Source organism: Klebsiella sp. CN_Kp073 (genome assembly GCF_040065495.2).
In the GTDB taxonomy this organism is placed as follows: domain Bacteria; phylum Pseudomonadota; class Gammaproteobacteria; order Enterobacterales; family Enterobacteriaceae; genus Klebsiella; species Klebsiella aerogenes.
The window spans coordinates 4,018,169-4,038,352 of record NZ_CM198051.1 but is presented as its reverse complement, the minus strand read 5'-3'; the positions used below and the strand labels follow the sequence as shown (position 1 = coordinate 4,038,352).

The following is a 20,184-nucleotide window of genomic DNA, read 5'->3' as shown; positions in this document are numbered from 1 at the left end:
TAAGGGATTACTGCTTTCACATTATCAGGATAAGAAATGGATATTCGACATACATTAATTATTACTTCTCTTTTTTTGGTTGCGCTTCCTGTGACTGCTGCTGATGTTCAGTTAGGTCGTCTTATAAAAGAACAGCAAAGTAACGATAATGCGTCCTTACAAGACAGAAAAATAGAGCAGAAAGATGTATATTCTGATGCTACAACAAAGAAACATACTGATAGCACATTCCCGCAAGAAACACCTTGTTTTCAGATCAATGAATTGATTCTTAGTGATGATTTTTTAGATAATAATGAATTAAAGAAAATAAAAAATCAGGTAGTTGGTCAATGTCTCGGAATGAATGGGCTCAAAAAGGCTGCGGTGCTGTTCCAGGATTATTATATAAACGCAGGGTATATTACTACCAGAGTTGAAATTCCAACTCAGGATTTATCAACGAAAAAATTAAAACTGACGGTTGTGCCTGGAAGAATTTCAGAGATCGTTGTTGCTGGAAATGATATAAGCAAGTGGATTTTACCTTTTTCAGTTGGCGATATTCTGAACATCCGAGATCTAGAACAAGGCCTGGAAAACATACAGAGAACCCCTGAGGTGGATGTAAAGATCAACATTCTGCCAGGTTCCGAAAATGGTTCGAGCAAAGTAGTAATAAATACGCAGCGCAAAAAAAATGGAGCTTAAGGGCTTCCTATAATAACTTCGGCGATCAGAGTACTGGTAGTGAACTTATCGGTGGAACAAGTTATTTATATAATGTCACAGGCTTGAGTGACCTTTTTTATCTTGCAGGGACAGGTAGCCAAACGGGTGGCTATAAGAACGTGAGTACTTATTATAGTGTGCCATTCGGTTATTATGATCTTAGTCTCTATTATAGTAAAAGTAAATCCCATCAAGGCATCGATATTGGTGCATATACTTTTGACTATATTGGCAAGACAGAATACTTCAGTCTTAAAGGCAATAGAATGCTATACCGCAATGTGAACTCAAAATTGTCTGCAAGCGCTGAACTGATCAGACGTAAGTATGACTACACATTGGGTGGGACAGAACTGGTATTGCAAAAGCGTGATATGGGTAATGTACGGTTAGGCGTAAATTATAAGAGAAACTTTACCGGGGCAGCACTGGACTCCACGGTAACCTGGCAGCGGTTTACCAAGGCGTTTGGCGGTACCGATACACCTGATATGCGCACTGGCACTGTTAGTAAAGAAAGTCAAATTGTGAACCTTAATGTGAATTACGTGAAATGGTTAACAATGTTGCCAGTTAACGCCTATTATGAACTTAATTTTGGCGCCCAGTATTCACCGGATAATTTGACGTTACAGGATCAGTTCACGATAGGCGATCGTTGGAGTGTGCGTGGTTTTCAAAATAGTGATGGGATCTATGGCAATAAAGGTTTCTTTTTACAGAACACGCTAAATGCTGTGACGGGTTATAAAGGTCTCATACCCTATATCGGTGCAGATTATGGTCAAATAATTGGTAAGTTACCTTCACAGAACCTTAGTGGCAAAAAAATAATGGGTGGTATTTTGGGTGTCAAAGGGGCTGTCAGAGCTCTGGAATATGATGCTTCGGTATCAGCCCCTTTTATCTATCCTAATAATTTGGATGTCGATGAATATAAATTAAATTTCAACTTTGCGTACCAGATTTAATTCATTGGGGGATGTGCAATGCGTATTGGTACAGATATTGTTGAAGTGGCAAGAATAGAAAAAGCCATTGCCAATGATAAGTCAGGATTTCTTCATCGAGTATATACGGATAATGAGATCAAAGATATTGATTTTCCTTGCCCTAATTATGAGAGGGCATCAGGATTTTGGGCTGCTAAGGAGTCTCTGGTAAAAGCCATAGGGTATGGATTTAGTCACGGGATCCGTTTCCATGACATTGAGGTCGTTCATGATGAATATGGAAAACCTGAATTCATATTGTCAGGGAGTGTTAAGGAGATTCTAAATAATCAACAAATTATGAATATATCATTGAGTATTTCACACTGCCGGACATATGCGATAGCCGCAACCATAATCTATTAATAAAGGCATTCATGTAAAATGTATAGGTATAGCGATCTTGTAAGTAAAAAGGTGCTGATTACTGGTGCCAGCGGCGACATAGGTCTTGCAATTTGCGAGAAATTTCTTGAGCAAAAATGCACGGTATATGCGTTGTATAAATCAAATGTCGAGCCTTTGATTGCTCTGAAAGGAAACCATGCTAATGGCAACTTACTTAATATTTTGCCATGCGATCTCACAAGCCAGAAAGAAGTGACTGCGTTGTGTGAGCGCTTGACTGCCGAAGCCGGAAGACTGGACGTGCTGGTGAATAATACGGGGATTGTTAAGGATAGCCTCTTTGCATCAATGACCTTTGATGATTTTTATTCTGTCATTAGCATTAATTTACTTAGCTTGTTCCGGTTAACGAAGGAAGCATTAATGCTATTACGTTCAGCGGAAAATCCAGTTGTTATTAATGTCGCATCGGTGGCAGCTCTTGTACCAAGCGTTGGCCAGGCAAACTATAGCGCATCAAAAGGTGCAATATTAAGTTTTACCAGGACACTTGCCGCTGAGCTGGCGCCGCGGGGAGTACGCGTTAACGCGGTCGCGCCGGGGATGATTGAATCTAAAATGGCGAAGAAGGTTCCACGTACAGTTGTTCGTGAAGTGACTAACTCAATTCCATTAAAACGACTCGGAAAATGTGACGAGGTGGCCAACGTTATTGTTTATTTAAGTTCTTCAGCATCTAGCTATGTCATAGGGCAAACCATCGTCGTCGATGGTGGCATGGTAATGCGGTGATATATGTCTAAGTATTCAATACCACCAAAAATTTTTCTTGCTATGGGCGGCTGGCGTCAACCTTTACTCATGGTAGATAAAATAGTCGATTTTAAATACGGAGAGAATGGCTTCATCAAAGTTATAAAACATGTAACTTATAATGATCCTTATCTGCTTGGACATTTTCCGGAAGATCCCATTATGCCAGGAGCGATCATTTCTGAGATATTTGGCCAGGCAAGCGAGTATTATTCTTTTCTCACTGATATCTGTGATATTTATCAACAACACTCGGGTAAAGAACTTAGGTCATTGCGTGATATACATGCTTATATCAAGCATCCGGATATGTTGAGCATAATACATGCAAGGCGTGCTGCGGTGCGTGGAGTGTTAGCATCACAGAATTTGAAATTTAAAGAAACGGCTTACCCGGGAGATACGATTGAAGTGGTAAGCAAGCTGTCATTTTCTGATGATAGTGGGTTTAAACATTATTTAGTTACAGCTAATGTTGGCAAGAAAATTATTAGCCAGGGCATCATTATTAACTTTAGAGAAATCATTTAATTATCCAAGGAGTTCGGTGTGACAAACATCCATGATGAAATTGATGAAATTGATGAAAGAAAAAAAATAATCATCACGATTAAAAACGAAATTATTCAACGCCTGAATGTCCAGCGTGAGGCTCATCAAATAGATGATGATACGCCCTTGTTTGGCAATGGCTTGAAACTTGACTCTGTCGATGCAACGGAGATTATCGTTATGCTTGATAAAACCTTCAACATCCAGGTCTCAGAAGGCGATGATCCAGCCTATATGCGAAGCATAAATAATCTGGCATCTTTCATTCTAAAGAAAAAAACATCCTGAATTGATAAGGTTATATTGAAGGGTATTTTATGAAGTTACTTTCTGATCTCCATTTTAAAAACAATGCGGTTATGGGTATCTATAATCACCAATGCGTACCTTCTTCATATCATGATATTTATGAAGAGTATAAAGCTGTGCGTGAAAATGTCTTGCTGGTAGATTATTCTCATATGTCCATTACCAGTGTGATGGGGGAGGATGCATGGGCGCTTGTAAACTATTTGGTATCTGCTGATGTATCGATCATCCGTGATGAACAGGGTATTTACTCTTTGCTGCTTAACGCTGATGGAACTATCCGCGGTGATGCTTATGTTCTGTGCGCCGCTGAAGGCTATTATATTCTATCAGAGAATCTGACTGCACAAGAAGTTATAAATATCCTGAATGAAATCCTTGTTAAGGCGGATGATTTAGATATTCAGGAGATTCCAGAAATAAAATCGATGGGAGAGGATGACTGGGGCGTCATTATGCTGGAAGGGCCTTATGCCTGGGAAGTAATGGCAGAGGTTTATGGTTTTGATATCATTGGCCTACCTTATTATGAATATATGAATACCAATGATGGACTTATGGTTTTTCGTTGTGGGAAACATGGCGAATTCGCATATCAATTGATTGGTGCACAAGCAACGCTTGTCACCATGTGGATGAAGTTACAAGAAATAGGCGCCAGATATTCGCTGAAAACCGGTGGCTTAGAATATCAACGTCTGGTGAGAATTGAAAATACAGGATGGGATGAAAGTATTTACCCTCGCTATTCCACAAATCCGGTGGAACTGCAAATGCAGTGGGCTATCCAGTATGATAAAGAGGACTTTATTGGTAAGAGTGCAGTCGTGGAGTTATCGCGAAATGGCGCACAACGTAAGCTTATTGGGATCTCTCCATGCGATGAATGTTGTCAGATCGATTCAGATGATCTTGTGATGGTTAATGGACAACAGGTAGGGGTTATTATTAATGCAACATATTCGCCGGCCAGGCAAGCATGGATTGCGTTGGCCCTTATTGATGAATGTTATGCGTTAGCCGATATTTCAGGTTTTAGCCTTAAAACCGCAAATGGTGAAATCGCTGCGAAAACACAGAACTTACCCTTTATTTATAACTTGAGTTTGTTGGTTAATCCCACAACGCATAGCTTTGTTGATGCTTCGAAAGCAAAGAGCGCGTTTGCCACGGTATAACGTTTAGCGATGACAATATTATATCCAGCATCGGTCGGTAGATAATAACAATCGGGATAAAGCATAACATTATGAAAACTAGTAGAAAAAGAGTGGTTATTACCGGTATGGGGATTTTGTCGTCTCTGGCTGACAACATCGCAGACTTCAGGCAAGCGCTGCTGGAGAAAAAAAATGGCATCACTGATAGTGCGCGTTTCTCTAAATGGTTTGCGAACGCCCGTGCGGCTGAAATGCTGCATCAAATTCATTGTCCCGAATTATCGAAAGAGGTTGTCTCATCGCTAGATAATGCTGCACTTTGGGCCTACAAAGTTGGTAAGGAAGCACTAGAGCAGGCAGAACTGGCAACCCATCGGGAGTGCCTGGAACAGATGGGGCTGATTGTAGGCGTTTCTTCTGCAGGCACTGAAGCATTCCTTCCGCTATTTGAGCAGCATATTCAGGACTTTTCGTTACGGAAGGCTCTTTTTTCAGGCAGCTTTTCATCGTGTTGTTCCAGCGCATCTACGTTATTAGGCCTGAAAGGAGGCGTGGAACTCGTTGCAACGGCTTGTACGGCAAGCCCGAACGCAGTCGGCATGGCTTTTGATTACATCCAAAACGGCAAAAGCAAGGCTATGCTGGCTATTGGAACGGAACCTATTTATTTACCCACCTTTGCCGGTTTTTATGCCCTGAACGTTATGCACCCGCAATCGTGTTCGCCATTTTCGGGGCATTCAGGTATGTCTATTGGCGAAGGCGCAGGGGCAATAGTCCTGGAAGAGTATGAGCATGCGGTCGCGCGTGGTGCGACGATTCTCGGCGAAATTCTCTCGTACGCCACCTCGTGTGATGCATACCATGAAACGGGGCCCGACCCGCGCGCTAGCGGCGCAGTGCAGGTCATGCAGAAAGCCATGGCGAATGCAGGTATCAAACCTGAGCAAATTGATTACGTTAATGCGCATGGTACGGGAACGCAGGCTAATGACCAAATAGAAACTCTGGCGATGAAGAAAGTTTTCTCTGGCGCCGAAAATATATTGATCAGTTCTACTAAATCGTATTTTGGCCACAATATTGGCGCCGCCGGAATTGTCGAGCTCATCGCTTGTTTAGTTACCCTTCCGCAGAAGCATGTTCTGCCAACGTTGAATTTTTCGCAGCCGCGCCCTAACTGCGATCTGGACTACGTGGCGAATGAGTTTCGACACAAAGATATCAATATCTTTATGAAGAATAACTACGCATTCGGCGGTAATAATTGCTGCATGATTGTCAGTACCAAGCCGTGTTCAGTTCCTCTTACCGCCTATGATGCCAAACGTGTTGTTATAACTGGGATAGGTGCCGTATCGGCTATTGGACATACGCTTAATGAAATTCTTCGCTATATCCATGAAGATGCCAGGTCGCTGGAGTTGAGCGGCGTAGTATTTCCTGATGATACGCTTGAAGAGGCTAAAGCGCTGTTGGATGTTGTAGAGAAAACTAATCAGTTTGCGGAAATATTTGGCGAAGAATATCGAGAAGCGGCCTACCGACAGCCGGAGTCAGAAAAGCACTTTAAAACTTACCAGGTGAAAGGCCTCGAACCACGTAAACATTTACGCCGCTATGACCCACGCAAGGCAACGCGCGGCGGTACGTTTGCGCTGATTGCACTTTCAGAAGCGCTGAATAGGGCGAAACGCAAGATTAAACGTGACGGAGAGGAGCTGGGCATGGTTCTGGGAATGGCCCGTGGACCGCAAGAAACTACCTATAAGTATTTACAAAGTTTAAAGCCCGATCCGCGCAAAGTACGTACTTCAGAGTTTCCTGGTTCGCTGATGAACTCGATGACGACATTTTGTGGGATTTCGGAAGGTATAAAGGGATATACGACTACGTTAGCGACCGGTGAAAACGCCGCGCTTGGCGCATTGACTTATGGCTATGAAATTGTTCGCCAGCAACTACAGCCACAGGTCATTGTTGGCGGGGCTGATGAATATTTTCCATCGATGTCCCTGTATATGGATGCGGTGACCAACAAGATTCATATGACGTCAAATGTCGCTGATTATCAGGTATATGCCAAAGAGGAACATGGCTATGTTCCTGGTGAAGGGGCCTGTATGCTGTTATTGGAAGACGCGCGTGCAGCAGCTACCCGTGGCGCTGAAATATTGGGAGAAATTGCAGGTTATGGTAAGTCATGCAGTAATTCCTACTTTGATGCGACGCAGATTGAGGAAAAATCTACCGCAATGTCGCTGGCGATCGCTCGCGCGCTTGCCGATGCGGGTATTACCGCAAAAGAGATTGATTTAGTGTGTGGAACTAGTAGTGGCAGCGAAGTTAGCTCAATCATAGAAATTAATGCAATCTATGATTCATTCCATAGCCATAATCCACATGTTCCAGTGGTGAATTATAACGCATTTTTTGGCTTTGTTGCTTCGTCTGCAGGGCTTTTAAACCTGGCGGTGATTCTTGATTGTATTCAAAGACAATCGGTTCCTGCTATTCCATATACACAAAACTTTTCCGACGCAAGAATTAACTTTGTAAAGAAAACACGAGAAATAGCTATCAAATACGCTCTTTTAATTGGCGCTACAGAAGGCGGGAATTATTACGCTATCGTGATTAAAGGATAACAAGGTGAGCGGGAGAGCTATTATTTCTGGCTTTAGTGTATCCTTGCCATATGCTGAGAATAGTTCGCTGTTAATTCGAAATCTGCAGCAAGGAAAACGGGTACATTTGTCGCCATGGTTTATATCAGATAACCAGGCTAGAGAATGTGGATTTGCAGAGAATATATTCATTGCGAAACTACAACGAGAAAACGATAGCGCTTTTGAACTGGTGTACAAACTCATTGATGACGCCTTACTACAGGCTGGTCTTAGTAATGACAGCCTGAAAGGCAACAGAGTTAGAGTATATATTACCGGAATAGGCCCTCGTGTTGATGTTATGGATTACAGGAATTTTTATAATTACAATGATATGGAAGATGTTTCGGTAACATCTTCAATTAAAAATCTTTCTGTAAAAAATATGTCGCAGGATAATGTCTCTTATACGCTGGGGCTAAAGTATGAGTTGCAATATTTGCCGCCAAATATGAACTGTACAAGTAACTCATCATTGACGGCTATTCATTTGGTTACCAGGGCAATAGAGAGTGGAGGTATTGACCTCGGGCTTGTTATTAATATTTCAAAAATTAAATATCAGGATCTTGTATTCCTTGCAAGCCAGGGAATGTTTGACAGTAAAATTGTCCAGCCCTTCGGGGTAAACAGCAATGGTGTGCATTTTGCCGAAGGCTATAGCGTTATGTTACTGGAAAGTCAACAACACCGAATGATGCGCGGAAAAAGTCCGGGAGTATGTATTACTTCGGCATATAAGCAAATTAATGCTAGTCGAAGTAATGATGCATCCTGGCAAAGCACCAGCATTTTGAAGTTAATTCATTCATTATTAAATGATGCTGGGGTGAGAAAAGAGGACCTTTGTGCATTCATCCCTCACGGTAATGGAACCTCATCCAGTGATAAAGTTGAAGCAAAAGCGATCGCTATGTTTGCTGGTGAAACCCCGCTTCCCGTATTGGCCTATAAAGGACAAGTTGGTTATACCGCAACGGGTTCTGGGGTGATAGACCTAATTATTGGCTATCATTTACTGCTCACGAATGAATTGATTTTTCCTGTTATCAATGACGAAATCATAGATGATGTCGCTTGCCATATCTCCGTAGAAGGAGGTGTGAGGAGGCATGAAAAAAACCATCTTCTGAAGACCGGGTTAGGCGTCGATGGTTCAGTTGTTGCGTTATTAATGACAAATTTGAATAAGAGTTGTGGTTGATATGAATAGTAAGATGTATTTGTCTTCATATTCATTTCTTGAACCTGAAGAACCGTTTCATTTATATTATCCAAACTGGTTAAATGTATGGGAGTCGCATTCATTCAATACCGCGCTCAAGGCAACGGGAGCGAATGGTTGGCGATTTAAACGCTTTGGCACACGTGCCGAAATATATAATCGTGAAATCACAAGGCGACCAGATCATATACCCTATATTAATGCCATGGAAAGAGTGTCGGACGATGCTCTACATAGCTTATCAGCAAAAGAACGGATGCTACTCCTGAAATCACGAACCGCCTTTATCTATATTGATTCATGGGGGGAGTCAGGCGTTTTTGAATACAATATAAGTAGCCTTAACTTATCAACTATTGATACTTTACCTAAGAATTTGATTAAGAAATTTTCTATCAACAACGTGACCTGTAAAATACGAGGTGAAAACTATGCTCTATTTCAAGCAATGGCATTGACACAGGATTATCTTGCTTGGGATGTATTTGATTTTGTCGTTATCTGCGGAGGTTACCGTGCGGTGCCGTTGTTGGCTTTTACCGCAGAAAGCCTTAGCCAAGGCGAAAGGAAAAAACATCATAAGCATGTTCCTGGCGTGAATGTGTCAATTGAAAGAGTGGGCTGCTTTATATTCAGTAGAAGAGAAAGTCATATGAGAGTGAACTGTGGTCCATATATATCTAATGGTGTAGACCGCTTGTTTGTATCACAATCAGAAAAAAATAATGATATTGACTTGGTTGCCTATGCCGGTGGTATCAATAAATTAATACCACCTTCTAACAAAGGAGTCGATCTCATTACTCGTTATGGTTGTAGCGGCTGCATGACCCCTGCTTTGAGCTGGCAATACATTGCACACCACGCTTTGCATAATGGCTGTCTTCGAACCGTTATCCCTGGGGCAGTCGGTGGCTATGCTTATTTTGATACCTGGTACGAATAGAAGGCCCTATGCGCAGCAATATAACAGAATTACCTGATATATCTCTGTACGGTATACATAAATCTTATGGTCCTCAGGATAACATTACTATTGCACTGAATGATATTAATCTGGATATTGTAAAAGGTGAGTTCGTAGCATTATGTGGCCCTTCGGGAAGCGGTAAGAGTACCTTGCTTAATATACTTTCAGGTATTGATAAACCAACGGCAGGTAATGTTTTTTTCCTAGGCAAAAATCTAAATGCGCTGTCTGAAAAGAATTTAGCGCGACTCCGTAGTCATCATTTAGGGTTTATTTTTCAGTTTTTCAATTTAGTCCCGGTACTAAGTGTTTTTGATAATGTTTTTTATCCCCTGATGCTAAATGGACATTTCAATGCAAAAGAGGCGAAAGCACGGAGTCTACATTTCCTCGATAGTGTGGGCTTAGCCCACTTAGTCGGGCGAAAGCCAGGCCAATTATCAGGCGGACAACAACAGCGGGTCGCGATAGCAAGGGCGTTAGCGCATAGTCCTGAAGTCGTTGTTGCCGACGAACCGACCGGAAATTTGGATCTGGCCACTGGAGAAGCGATTCTTGACCTGCTGCTTGACATTAATCGGCGCACAGAGACGACGTTTATTATCTCCACTCATTCGACTCAGCTACAAGAGCGAGCTCGTCGGAGAGTGGAAATTAAAGATGGAGCAATAATATATGATTCAGCGAAGCAATCTTTGTAGAGTTTTGCTTCTGTGTTTAACCACGGTTATATTTTCAGCATTCGCTGAATCGATACCCACACCTGTTTCGGATCGTGTTTTACAGGATGGGTTACCAGGTGAGCCAAAAGCATTAGCATCGGTCACAGCAAATTTGCTTAAAGAATATGAACGCACTAATAACGTTGGTGTGCTGATCTTTTATTCATGGGGGATGCTGCGGCAAGCAGCTTATTACCTGAGTGTTAATGATCTGATTCACGCCTCTGAATATGCAAAAACAGGATTCTTCTATATGGATGAGTCGATAGATGTCAATGAAGATAATTTGCTAATCAGATATTTGCGTGCGCGTGTTGATGCCTGGCTTCCAGGTAATTTGGGGCGCTGCGTGATTACGATTGAAGATACCGACTTGCTGATGAGGAATAGAGATAAATTCAGCGTCGAGATTGTTCGGAAGATTAACGAGATGCGTTTACGAGCTCTCCATCAGTGCCATAGCAAACCACAAGAAGAACAATTCCTTCAGTATCTGAGAAGCGTAGGGCAAAACCTTAAAATCGATTATGCAAATAACAATCCGCCTGCGTGGGAAATGGCTGAAGTCGTGCAGGTTATTGTTCCGGTTATTAAAGGTGATTAAATGTCAAGGGATGTGATATTCATTAATGGTATTGTGGCGTTGTTATTGCTATTTGTAGTTTATAATATCATCTTCAACTATGGTGATGCTAAATTTTCATTCCTTAATTTGCTACGGCATCAGCGTAGAACCCTTTCTACTATTTTTGCTATTGTTTTAGGTGGTGGCGCTATATTTCTATATGGCGGTTTTATCAAATACTCTTTTTGGATACTCAAGGAGCAGACGATACGAACTAATGTTGGCCATGTGCAAATTTATAATAAATCCTACTTTGAAACGGCTAATAAGAATAAAAGCCTTATTTCTGACTACATTTCACTAAAGCATAATATATTACAAAATGCCTATTTTTCTAATGCAATTTCGACAATTTCAGGTCAGCTAGAGTTTAGTGGGATTATATCTCACTACGAAAGCGAAACGTCAAATTATTTTTCGGCGCAAGGCATTGAACCATTACCATCTCTGAAGCTAGGAGCATTTGATAAGATAGTCTTTGGAAGCGATTTATCTCGCGTAAAACATAATGAAATTACCATCGGAAGCGGTTTGGCCAAAACACTTGATAGCCACTATGGTGACTGGCTCGATATCCTGGCGGTAAATGTGGCAGGAGGACAGGGCGCTATATCAGTCAAACTCCGTGGCATCTTTGAGTCGGGAATTAAGGATTATGATGATGTTGCACTAAAGATACCTCTTGATACCGCTCAGCGAATCATGGGTACGAATGGCGTCAGTAAAATAGTTATCTTATTAAAACATGATGATGTAGCGCCATTTGTTATTAAAATGAGAGAGTTTATCGCTCAACAGAATTTACCCCTTATCGTTAAGGACTGGAAGGAAAGCTCTATTTTTTACCAGCAAGTTGAAGGCATGCTTTCGGGTATCTATTTTTTTATTAAAGTCATAGTAGCACTTATTGTGATATTTATGATCGGTAATTCAATGACGATGAATATCGTTGAGCGGACTAAAGAGATCACGACACTACGAGCCATCGGTTTACAGTCCAGTCGTGTTACGCTTTTATTCTGGTTGGAAGGTATATATATAGGCATTTTGGGGGCAATCGGTAGCCTTGCTTTTGGTTATACCATTGCTGCGATTATTAATATTTCCGGCATTGCAATGCCTCCTTCTCCAGGGCAGTCAGTTGGATATACTGCATTTATTAAAAGCAATGACGCAGAGTTAATTTGGTTTACCTTGATGTTGCCAATTTTAACGTCAGCCCTGGCTTCTATCATTCCTGCATATCGTGCATCGCGGCTTAATATTACAGATGCATTTAAATCTTCATAGAGGGCAGTATGAGAATTGGCATGTGGTATTTATTATATTTGGCAGTATTACTGCATTCAGCTGCAGTGCAAGCGACAAAAATTGATCAGCAGGCTCTGGAGATTATTCGCAGGGCGGATGAAGTTCGTTCACCAAATGAACCTTTCCGCTATGAAGTGACCGTGTTGGAGTTTAAAGAGGGAGTGGATGAACCTGAAAATAAACAATCTCTCGATATTTCAATGCGATTTATTAAGCCGAGGAACGGTATTAAAGCTGACGCTCGTTCATTGATACGCTTTACTTATCCTCCGCGAGATAAAGGTAAAGTCATGTTATCTGATTGGTATGATTTATGGTTTTATACACCTGAGCTTCGAAGGCCAGTTCCCATTTCGCGTTCACAACGCTTAATAGGCCAGATCTCTAATGGTGATGTTATCGTAACGAACTTCGAATATGCCTATGATTCGACGCTGGAGGGTGAGGAGCCTTGTGGTGATAAAATCTGCTATCGGTTGTCTCTTATTCGTAAATCTGAGGCCGTTACTTATCCAAAAGTGATTTACCTGGTAGAAAAAAACGCCGAGTATCGACCATTTAAGGCATCATATTACTCACTTGATAATCAATTACTCAAGAGTGTTTTGTATAAAAACTATCAAATGGTATTGGGAATGTACCGGCCAACAGAAATTATTGTGCAGAATACTCGGTATGAAAAGGGATATTCTGTCATGAAGTATAGTAATGTTCGCCTTGAGTCCTTACCAGAATTTCACTTCACGAAGGAGTTCATTCAGAGGGAAGCAAAGTGAAATTGCTTCGGGCCGTATTACTATCAATTCTAACATTAATACCGTTGTTGGGGATGGCAGATTGTCTTACCGCGGATGAAATACAACAAAATGGTCAATTGGTTTTGATGGGGCAAACATCCTTTACACATAAAAATGAGTCTCTATGGCGCATCAGTGGATCTAACCCGTATACCACTGATAACGCCTATAATAATATTTCACTTAACGTCTCTAGCTCTTGTGACATTATTGATGATGTGTTGGCTGTGGATTTTTCATTATATGGCTTTGGATATCATCCGATGAACGAGGTGGGGCCATTCGAAGAAGATGATAGTCGCTCTAAAATATTAATCGATAGGCTAAAGCTGAACGCAACATTATCTGAAAACGTCAGTCTCGAAGGCGGAAAACTTAGACCGCATTCCGGCGCTTTTCATTTAAGATCGCCTGCAGCATTGTTGACGACTTATTATGCCGGATTTAAACCTACCAGAATATTCGACCCCGGATTTAACTCCACCTATAATGAGCCGTTTTGGGGAGGGCGGATCTCAGAAGAGTTCCGCGATTATGCATTCTCATTTACCATCATACCCAAATTGGCGAGTATTGATGAATATTATGAGTCATCCAGCAACTGGACAGCCAATCAACGGAGCAACAGCAGTGAGTATTATTTATTAAGTTACTCCGATTATCGACTTGCTAATCATCGACTGGCAGCAGATGTGATGCTTGGCGATTCACCTTCGTTGGCCCTGGCGGATAGCTACAATATAACTCCTCAGTTTGTTGTCAACGTAGAGGCGGCTTTACACAAAAATCAACAGTGGCGGCATTTTTCCCGTGAAAAACGAGATGCAGTATTATCTGGAAAATATCCTTCATCGCTTTATGCTCAGGATGATAAAAAAAACTATGAATTAGCCGTTGGCGGCCAGTATACCACTGACCTTTTTAGTGTATTAGGTATCGAATACTATTATCAGAGTGAAGGATACTCAAAAGCGGCATGGCGAGAGCAGACCGACTTTATTAAACTATTAAGTAATAAAACTGGCTTGTCCAGTTTAGACAAAGTATTTGATGATTATAAATATCTGATGGGGTCAGAAATAAGTAATACAGGAAATAAAGGGATGTTACAAGGACGACATTATATTAATTCGTGGCTAAGTTTAAAGAATACAGATCATTCAACTTTTCAGCCCTATCTGGTGATGAACTTAGTTGATGGTAGTGCATTAATTGGCACCCATTATATCAAGCCGGTAAAAGGGTTGGGCGAACGGGTAGAGATTTATTCGGGGTTTTATAGCGCATTAGGTCATCGTGATTCTGAGTTCGCACTTTTTGGCGAGACCCTCGGAGTCTATATTGGATTTAAATACTATTTATAAGGATATATTGTCTATGACAAAGTTATCAGAGCAACCATTGGTGCTTATTTTCGCCGGTCAGGGAAATCCTGTAATTGGAATGGGATCAGATTTATGGGATCTAAACGCAACCACCAGACAAATCTGGGATTGCGCTAGTGATGTAACAGGGTTGGATCTTCGTCGGTTATGTCTGAAAGGGCCAATGAATCGTCTGGTGAGAACGACGACACAGCAGGCAGCGGTGACGGCTATCAACGTTACGCTCTATAGTCTTTATGCTGAGCAATTCTCTGACGCTCACATCGTGGGTTCATGTGGGCATAGTGTTGGTGAATATAGCGCACTCTACGCGGCCGGCGCTTTAACGCTGGAGAATGTGTTCAAACTAATATCAGCGCGCTCAACTATCATGGATGATTTAAGTCATATTCGTAAAGGCGCAATGCTAGCGGTGAGAGGTGCCGATTATCAAACGATAAGCCAGTTGATTAACGATTCCGCAAGCCCGGTTGTGGTGAGTTGTGATAATAGTCCCTTTCAGCAGGTGGTTGGCGGAACGCTGCCAGATTTAAGCGAATTCGCCGGGGTACTCATGGGAGCAGGCCTGGAAACGGTTAAGTTGGGCGTTAGCGGTGCCTGGCACACGCCACTAATGGCTGAAGGAGTTCAGCTTATGCGGGATGCCCTGGAGGTGGTGGAAATGGTACGGCCAAATTATCCTGTACTAATGAATGTTACCGGGCGCGAAGAAGGTGACCCTGAGATAATTAAAAACAACTTATCGTTGCATTTGACCCATACCGTACAATGGACAGCATCTATGACTGCTTTTTTACAACACACTCCCGTCGTCAGGTTCGTTGAAATCAGCAATAAAGCGTATCTTGGACAATTACTAAATGATTTCGATGATTTCTCGGCAGAGTATTTTATTCATTGTCGAAAAATATTGGGGGCGTAACGAGGCTAGCATGATTCCGGATTATTTAACTTTTATTCGTCGACAGGATCGTTCGCTTTTACCCTATTTGTACTTTATTTGTACGATGCTGATTGCATTCTACGTGAAAAACAGAGGGTATCTTTTGACCGTGGAAGATGCATTCCCTGTCAGCGCCATTTTTTCGTTAACTATGTTTAGCTTTGTTTATGAACTTAAAGCGTATTGGGCTTACAAATATGCGATAAAAAATATCAACTTTTCTTGGTTTCAGGGAAAAAAGTATTCGCAATGTGAGGCCATACTATGGCATCCGCTTGTTGCTACAGCTTGCTGTTTACTAGGGTGCTATCTGGTTGTGAAGGGATTTCTACTCTTCTTTTCAAGCATTCTCGCGATGGTCTGTATTGTCATCTTTGTGCCGATAATAGTCTATATGATGTGCTGGTTCGCCAGGAATTGTTACGTCAAACAGTTACAGCAGGCAACTGTGTATACGCTTAGATACCGTAATCTCCATCATTATGCTTGCTTAAATGTTACCGTAACTTTTATGACCAGTTTTCTGGTTATCAGCCCCTTAATCGAGGATGAAGATTTTTCCTTATCCAATGGTTTTTTGTCTGCAAAGTTGATAGTTGCTATGCTGATTCTTTGTTCAGCGATACTGGCAGTTAATTTGATTTTTGCTCACCCATCCAGGCGTTATACTTTTTTAGGACGGCTTTTTCAGAAAGAGTTTGATGTGAACCTGGCTAAAACTATCCCATTTACCGTAATGTATAGGAAATCGCTATGGTTGCGGTTAGTTATTTTATTTATTCTTCAACTGTTATGGATCGTAATTTTTAGCCTGTTGCTGAAATTATTAGGGTGGGAAATGTATTTTTATTTCTATTTTATTTTATGCATGATACCGGCGATGGGATACTTTTATTTACATGTTTACTGGCGCTGGCATGATGATTACATGACGGCATGTGATATGTATCTCAGATGTGGCGAAAATAATAATTAACATCAGAAAATATGGCCAGTCAGAAAACTGACTGGCCATATGCTATTTAGCTCTGCAGGGCCTCAACAACACCACCCCAGTCAGTAGCAGCATTATAAACAAAGTTTGACCAAACCCCTGATTCAGCATACAGCAGGGAGTTGATATGGTCAGTTATAATGCTTCCCAGGCTAGATGGCGAACCGCCAAGAATATTAGAAACCAGATCAATAGTGGTTTCCAGAGCGGAGGAGGCCAGAATCATACCTGCGTTAATACCTGCTGCTACCAGGCCCAGCGCTGATTGAACGGTGAAATCAACCAAAGCGCAAGGCAGGTCGATAATGCCTGCACCAGAGACATATTCCATTTCGTTTGCGGTTAATTCTTTCATTTTTAATTCCATCCTAGATTAATGAATTGTTAATGATGTGCCTATGCACACCGGGCAATATACTAATCAGAGGGTTTTTTATATAATAGTGAATATTTAAATGATCTATTAGTTTTAATGTGAATTAAACTTCACAAAACAGAATTAGAAAAGTATGGGGGCTTATTACGTCAATTCATGTTTGATAAGAGAAGATACCCGAAGGTATCTTCTGTGTTGCCGCGCGTTCAACTTATTGTTTAGAGCATAGAAATGGGGGGCGATTACGAAGTTGCGATAATAGCCTGTTCAACCTCGAAGCGGTTGGTCACTTTGCTGTCAATTTTTATGTAGGCTGAACGTTCTTCAGCGACAATCATGACCTGCTCAACGCCAGGTTTCGACAACAGACGGCGCTGTAGTTCATCATTAATGATGACTTCGTCCGGGATCTCAACTCGGAGACTGCTCACGTAAGGTGGTTCGCTCATCGTACTGGCAACCAGCAGCCATAACATTGCTAGCAGGGCCCCAAGCAGGAACACCGTTTGTGAATCAAAGAAACCATCGACCCAGCCGCCGAGGGCACCACCGATGGCCACGCCGATAAACTGGCTGGTAGAGTAAATACCCATTGCCGTGCCTTTATAACCTGCTGGTGATTCCTTGCTAATTAATGAAGGCAACAATGCCTCCAGCAGGTTAAAGGCGAGGAAGAACAGCTGCACGCCCGCGACCAGTTCCCAGAAATAGCCACCTGCTCCCCAGAGCACGATTTCAGCTATCAGTAGAAGAGCGACGCAGAACAGAAACACACGTTTCATCTTGCGCTTCACTTCCGCATAGATGATGAATGGCACCACGGCGACAAAGGAAATGACCATGGTCACCAGGTAAATTTTCCAGTGCTCGGCGGCCGGGAAACCCGCGGCCTCCAGTTGTCCTGGCAGCGCAACAAAAGTCGACATTAGCATGATGTGCAGACACATAATGCCGAAGTTCAGCTTGAGGAGTTTAGGTTCAGCAAGCACTTTGCTGAAGCAGCCCTTTACCATGCCAGATTCACGGTTCAGTACATGATTGTGGCTATTTGGTACTACCCATAGAGTCAGCAAAATACCGAGGCTGGCCAGAATAGCGATCATCCAGAATAGCGCATGCAACCCTAACTGGTGAGTGACAATAGGGCCGAGCACCATAGCGATAGCAAAGGTCACGCCAAAACTGACGCCAATGAAGGCCATGGCTTTGGTACGGTTCTGTTCGCGGGTTAAATCAGAAAGTAGTGCCATGACGGCGGCGGCGATAGCGCCAGAGCCCTGCAGCGCGCGGCCAAGAATAATGCCCCAGATAGAATCGGTCAGCGCGGCGATGATGCTGCCGATAACAAATATCAGCAAACCACCAATAATTAACGGTTTACGGCCAATGCGGTCAGACAGGAGGCCAAACGGGATCTGGAAGACGGCCTGGGCGAGCCCGTAAATGCCAATAGCTAAACCAATCAGCGCTTCACTAGCCCCCTGCAGCGCCATGCCATATGTGGTCAAAACAGGCAGGACCATAAACATGCCGAGCATGCGCAGTGAGAATACGGTCCCTAAACCCCAGGTTGCGCGCAGTTCTCCTGGCGTCATTTTGTTATCGTTCATTACCACCTCAATATAAAAACTGTGACTAGTGTAGTGGGGGGATAAGGACGCGTAAATAAATGTTTGTTTAGCAGATATTACGACTGTGTTGCGTAATAGAAGAAGGGATGAGAACCAGAGGCTAAAAGGGGGCAGAGCGAAATAAAAGATTAAAAACAACGGAAAGGGCAGAAATGAAATCTGCCCTGATCATTATACCGATTAGGATGCAGCCTGATCCAGGAAGCTATTCCAGTCGGTTGCGGCGTTATTCACGAAAGTGTTCCAGCTGCTTCCAGCAGTGGAAACGAAGTTTGCCCAGTTTTCCTGACCGGTGCTGACTACGCTTTCCCAGTTTGTCTGCCCAAGAAGGAACTTGCCAAATTCAATCGCGCTATCGCCGACGAAAGAGGCAAACGCCAGACCGGAGGTCAGCGCAAATGAGGTAAACCCTGCCGCGGAATTAGCGACAAAGCTGGCGAAACCAGTTGCAGCGCTTACCAGGTTGAAACCACCTGAGACAGATTCCATTTCGTTGAATGTTAATTCTTTCATTGTTATTCCTTGCAGTTAAATCCATGTTTTATGTAGGCGTTTGCCTACGAGATAAGGCTAGCACTAACTTCAGTGATGGAGCGAGATAGGCGGCGGTTAGCGATGCTCATTTTTTTCTCAATTTTTAACAGCGTAATAGGTGAAGAAAATGAAGCAAAAGGGGAGGGGAGAGGGCAATTTCTCTAGATAAAAAAGCCCCCGCTTGCGGAGGCTTTTATCATTTCATATAAAGCGTAATCTTATCTGACGTAAGCCAGCAGATTATGTGAATCCGGGACCATGAAATCGACAGACATCATCACCGACAGGGCAGTGATGGCGACGATGGAAAAGACGAACAGCTTACGTGCCCAGACTTTATCATCCGCCACTTTATACCCACGTAATGCCATGCCAAGCCACCAGACGCTGACTGCGGCCGCTACGACCAGATATTTGTATCCGGCATAGCCCCCAAGAGAAAGCATCAGCGTTGCCACGGCAAAGGCCACGATGTACAGCGTGATATGGTTTTTCGCGACGGAGATACCTTTCACTACCGGCAGAACCGGAATATTCGCCGCCTGATAATCCTTGAAACGGAAGATCGCGATGGCGTAGGAGTGAGGCATCTGCCACAGGCTAAAGATCGCCAGTAGAATCGCCGCGCCGCTGTCAAAATCACCGGTAACCGCGCAGTAGCCAATCACCGGCGGCGCAGCGCCGGAGAGAGAGCCAATCAGCGTGCCGTAGACGGAGTGGCGTTTCATGTACAGGCTGTAGACGCCGACATAAACCACGAACCCCATCACGCCCAGCCAGCAAGCCAGCGGGTTGGCGCCGAACCACAGCAGCATGAAGCCAGCAATACCCAGCAAGGTGGCGTATACCAGCGATGATTCTGGCGAGATCAGCCCTTTGACCAGCACCCGGTTTTTCGTCCGTTCCATCTTACGATCGATATCACGGTCGATGTAGTTGTTGAAAACACAACCCGAGGCGACCACCAGGGATACTCCGAGGAGCGTCCAGACGAACAGCGGATAGTCGATGTGGCCTTTGGAGGCCAGCAGGAAACCGCCGATCACGGAGATCAGGTTGCCAAAAATGATGCCTGGTTTCGTTACTTGCAGGTATTGCTTAAACATACTCGCCGCTC

At 42.9% G+C, this 20,184-nt stretch carries 19 protein-coding genes and 1 pseudogene; 16 read left to right on the top strand and 4 right to left on the bottom strand.

The features are described from left to right. Nucleotides 1–36: 36 nt before the first annotated feature. The 16 genes and pseudogenes from ABLV66_RS19590 to ABLV66_RS19515 all read left to right on the top strand — a co-directional run bounded on the left by ABLV66_RS19590 (nucleotide 37) and on the right by ABLV66_RS19515 (nucleotide 16,508). Nucleotides 37–1,682: pseudogene (locus ABLV66_RS19590) on the top strand (ShlB/FhaC/HecB family hemolysin secretion/activation protein). A gap of 18 nt (nucleotides 1,683–1,700) precedes the next feature. Next, the gene (gene acpS / locus ABLV66_RS19585) at nucleotides 1,701–2,069 is read left to right on the top strand and encodes a holo-ACP synthase (RefSeq protein WP_348876129.1); all 369 of its coding nucleotides are present in this window, start codon (nucleotides 1,701–1,703) and stop codon (nucleotides 2,067–2,069) included. Nucleotides 2,070–2,087: 18 nt separating this feature from the next. Next, the gene (locus tag ABLV66_RS19580; protein WP_088389820.1) at nucleotides 2,088–2,843 is read left to right on the top strand and encodes an SDR family oxidoreductase; all 756 of its coding nucleotides are present in this window, start codon (nucleotides 2,088–2,090) and stop codon (nucleotides 2,841–2,843) included. A gap of 3 nt (nucleotides 2,844–2,846) precedes the next feature. Beyond that, nucleotides 2,847–3,395: a hotdog family protein gene (locus tag ABLV66_RS19575; RefSeq protein WP_348876128.1), complete on the top strand. Its 549-nt coding sequence runs from the start codon at nucleotides 2,847–2,849 to the stop codon at nucleotides 3,393–3,395. Nucleotides 3,396–3,413: 18 nt separating this feature from the next. After that, on the top strand, nucleotides 3,414–3,704 hold the full coding sequence (gene apeE, locus ABLV66_RS19570) for an ApeE family acyl carrier protein (protein ID WP_348876127.1): 291 nt from the start codon (nucleotides 3,414–3,416) through the stop codon (nucleotides 3,702–3,704). Between the two features lie 29 nt (nucleotides 3,705–3,733). Continuing rightward, complete coding sequence (locus ABLV66_RS19565; protein WP_047044485.1) at nucleotides 3,734–4,903, top strand: aminomethyl transferase family protein; 1,170 nt, start codon at nucleotides 3,734–3,736, stop codon at nucleotides 4,901–4,903. 71 nt (nucleotides 4,904–4,974) lie between these two features. After that, the gene (locus ABLV66_RS19560) at nucleotides 4,975–7,533 is read left to right on the top strand and encodes a beta-ketoacyl-[acyl-carrier-protein] synthase family protein (protein WP_072056480.1); all 2,559 of its coding nucleotides are present in this window, start codon (nucleotides 4,975–4,977) and stop codon (nucleotides 7,531–7,533) included. Nucleotides 7,534–7,537: 4 nt separating this feature from the next. Beyond that, nucleotides 7,538–8,758, top strand: a complete 1,221-nt coding sequence (locus ABLV66_RS19555) for a beta-ketoacyl synthase N-terminal-like domain-containing protein (protein WP_348876126.1) — start codon at nucleotides 7,538–7,540, stop codon at nucleotides 8,756–8,758. 1 nt (nucleotide 8,759) lies between these two features. Next, nucleotides 8,760–9,725, top strand: coding sequence for an ATP-binding protein (locus ABLV66_RS19550; RefSeq protein ID WP_074165448.1), 966 nt, complete (start codon nucleotides 8,760–8,762; stop codon nucleotides 9,723–9,725). Between the two features lie 8 nt (nucleotides 9,726–9,733). Next, complete coding sequence (locus ABLV66_RS19545) at nucleotides 9,734–10,450, top strand: ABC transporter ATP-binding protein (RefSeq protein WP_047044478.1); 717 nt, start codon at nucleotides 9,734–9,736, stop codon at nucleotides 10,448–10,450. Next, complete coding sequence (locus tag ABLV66_RS19540) at nucleotides 10,425–11,075, top strand: hypothetical protein (protein ID WP_348876125.1); 651 nt, start codon at nucleotides 10,425–10,427, stop codon at nucleotides 11,073–11,075. Before ABLV66_RS19545 ends, ABLV66_RS19540 begins: the two co-directional genes overlap by 26 nt. Continuing rightward, the gene (locus ABLV66_RS19535; protein ID WP_045390866.1) at nucleotides 11,076–12,386 is read left to right on the top strand and encodes an ABC transporter permease; all 1,311 of its coding nucleotides are present in this window, start codon (nucleotides 11,076–11,078) and stop codon (nucleotides 12,384–12,386) included. 8 nt (nucleotides 12,387–12,394) lie between these two features. Then, nucleotides 12,395–13,183 (top strand): outer membrane lipoprotein-sorting protein, encoded by a 789-nt coding sequence (locus ABLV66_RS19530; RefSeq protein WP_047044472.1) that lies wholly within the window; start codon nucleotides 12,395–12,397, stop codon nucleotides 13,181–13,183. Between the two features lie 53 nt (nucleotides 13,184–13,236). Continuing rightward, entirely contained in the window at nucleotides 13,237–14,568 is a 1,332-nt protein-coding gene (locus ABLV66_RS19525; protein ID WP_348876167.1) for a hypothetical protein, read from the top strand. 13 nt (nucleotides 14,569–14,581) lie between these two features. Continuing rightward, a complete protein-coding gene (locus ABLV66_RS19520) occupies nucleotides 14,582–15,511 on the top strand; it encodes an ACP S-malonyltransferase (RefSeq protein WP_348876124.1) in 930 nt (309 codons plus the stop codon). Then, nucleotides 15,450–16,508: a YcdU family protein gene (locus ABLV66_RS19515; RefSeq protein WP_348876122.1), complete on the top strand. Its 1,059-nt coding sequence runs from the start codon at nucleotides 15,450–15,452 to the stop codon at nucleotides 16,506–16,508. The genes ABLV66_RS19520 and ABLV66_RS19515 overlap by 62 nt, the downstream gene beginning before the upstream one ends. Before the next feature lie 46 nt (nucleotides 16,509–16,554). Here ABLV66_RS19515 and ABLV66_RS19510 read toward each other — a convergent pair whose 3' ends face one another. The 4 genes from ABLV66_RS19510 to cyoE all read right to left on the bottom strand — a co-directional run bounded on the left by ABLV66_RS19510 (nucleotide 16,555) and on the right by cyoE (nucleotide 20,173). Next, nucleotides 16,555–16,881, bottom strand: coding sequence for a hypothetical protein (locus ABLV66_RS19510; RefSeq protein WP_047044462.1), 327 nt, complete (start codon nucleotides 16,879–16,881; stop codon nucleotides 16,555–16,557). 263 nt (nucleotides 16,882–17,144) lie between these two features. After that, on the bottom strand, nucleotides 17,145–18,512 hold the full coding sequence (locus ABLV66_RS19505) for an MFS transporter (RefSeq protein ID WP_047044459.1): 1,368 nt from the start codon (nucleotides 18,510–18,512) through the stop codon (nucleotides 17,145–17,147). Between the two features lie 201 nt (nucleotides 18,513–18,713). Further along, the gene (locus tag ABLV66_RS19500; RefSeq protein ID WP_045390848.1) at nucleotides 18,714–19,046 is read right to left on the bottom strand and encodes a hypothetical protein; all 333 of its coding nucleotides are present in this window, start codon (nucleotides 19,044–19,046) and stop codon (nucleotides 18,714–18,716) included. 239 nt (nucleotides 19,047–19,285) lie between these two features. Continuing rightward, nucleotides 19,286–20,173, bottom strand: a complete 888-nt coding sequence (gene cyoE / locus ABLV66_RS19495; protein WP_045390845.1) for a heme o synthase — start codon at nucleotides 20,171–20,173, stop codon at nucleotides 19,286–19,288. Nucleotides 20,174–20,184: the final 11 nt, after the last annotated feature.

Excerpts from the sequence above, each read along its gene's own strand:
- acpS (WP_348876129.1), top strand. The coding sequence starts at position 1,701 with ATGCGTATTGGTACAGATATTGTTGAAGTGGCAAGAATAGAAAAAGCC.
- ABLV66_RS19580 (WP_088389820.1), top strand. The coding sequence starts at position 2,088 with ATGTATAGGTATAGCGATCTTGTAAGTAAAAAGGTGCTGATTACTGGT.
- ABLV66_RS19575 (WP_348876128.1), top strand. The coding sequence starts at position 2,847 with ATGTCTAAGTATTCAATACCACCAAAAATTTTTCTTGCTATGGGCGGC.
- ABLV66_RS19565 (WP_047044485.1), top strand. The coding sequence starts at position 3,734 with ATGAAGTTACTTTCTGATCTCCATTTTAAAAACAATGCGGTTATGGGT.
- ABLV66_RS19560 (WP_072056480.1), top strand. The coding sequence starts at position 4,975 with ATGAAAACTAGTAGAAAAAGAGTGGTTATTACCGGTATGGGGATTTTG.
- ABLV66_RS19550 (WP_074165448.1), top strand. The coding sequence starts at position 8,760 with ATGAATAGTAAGATGTATTTGTCTTCATATTCATTTCTTGAACCTGAA.
- ABLV66_RS19545 (WP_047044478.1), top strand. The coding sequence starts at position 9,734 with ATGCGCAGCAATATAACAGAATTACCTGATATATCTCTGTACGGTATA.
- ABLV66_RS19540 (WP_348876125.1), top strand. The coding sequence starts at position 10,425 with ATGATTCAGCGAAGCAATCTTTGTAGAGTTTTGCTTCTGTGTTTAACC.
- ABLV66_RS19535 (WP_045390866.1), top strand. The coding sequence starts at position 11,076 with ATGTCAAGGGATGTGATATTCATTAATGGTATTGTGGCGTTGTTATTG.
- ABLV66_RS19530 (WP_047044472.1), top strand. The coding sequence starts at position 12,395 with ATGAGAATTGGCATGTGGTATTTATTATATTTGGCAGTATTACTGCAT.
- ABLV66_RS19525 (WP_348876167.1), top strand. The coding sequence starts at position 13,237 with ATGGCAGATTGTCTTACCGCGGATGAAATACAACAAAATGGTCAATTG.
- ABLV66_RS19520 (WP_348876124.1), top strand. The coding sequence starts at position 14,582 with ATGACAAAGTTATCAGAGCAACCATTGGTGCTTATTTTCGCCGGTCAG.
- ABLV66_RS19515 (WP_348876122.1), top strand. The coding sequence starts at position 15,450 with ATGATTTCGATGATTTCTCGGCAGAGTATTTTATTCATTGTCGAAAAA.
- ABLV66_RS19510 (WP_047044462.1), bottom strand. The coding sequence starts at position 16,881 with ATGAAAGAATTAACCGCAAACGAAATGGAATATGTCTCTGGTGCAGGC.
- ABLV66_RS19505 (WP_047044459.1), bottom strand. The coding sequence starts at position 18,512 with ATGAACGATAACAAAATGACGCCAGGAGAACTGCGCGCAACCTGGGGT.
- ABLV66_RS19500 (WP_045390848.1), bottom strand. The coding sequence starts at position 19,046 with ATGAAAGAATTAACATTCAACGAAATGGAATCTGTCTCAGGTGGTTTC.
- cyoE (WP_045390845.1), bottom strand. The coding sequence starts at position 20,173 with ATGTTTAAGCAATACCTGCAAGTAACGAAACCAGGCATCATTTTTGGC.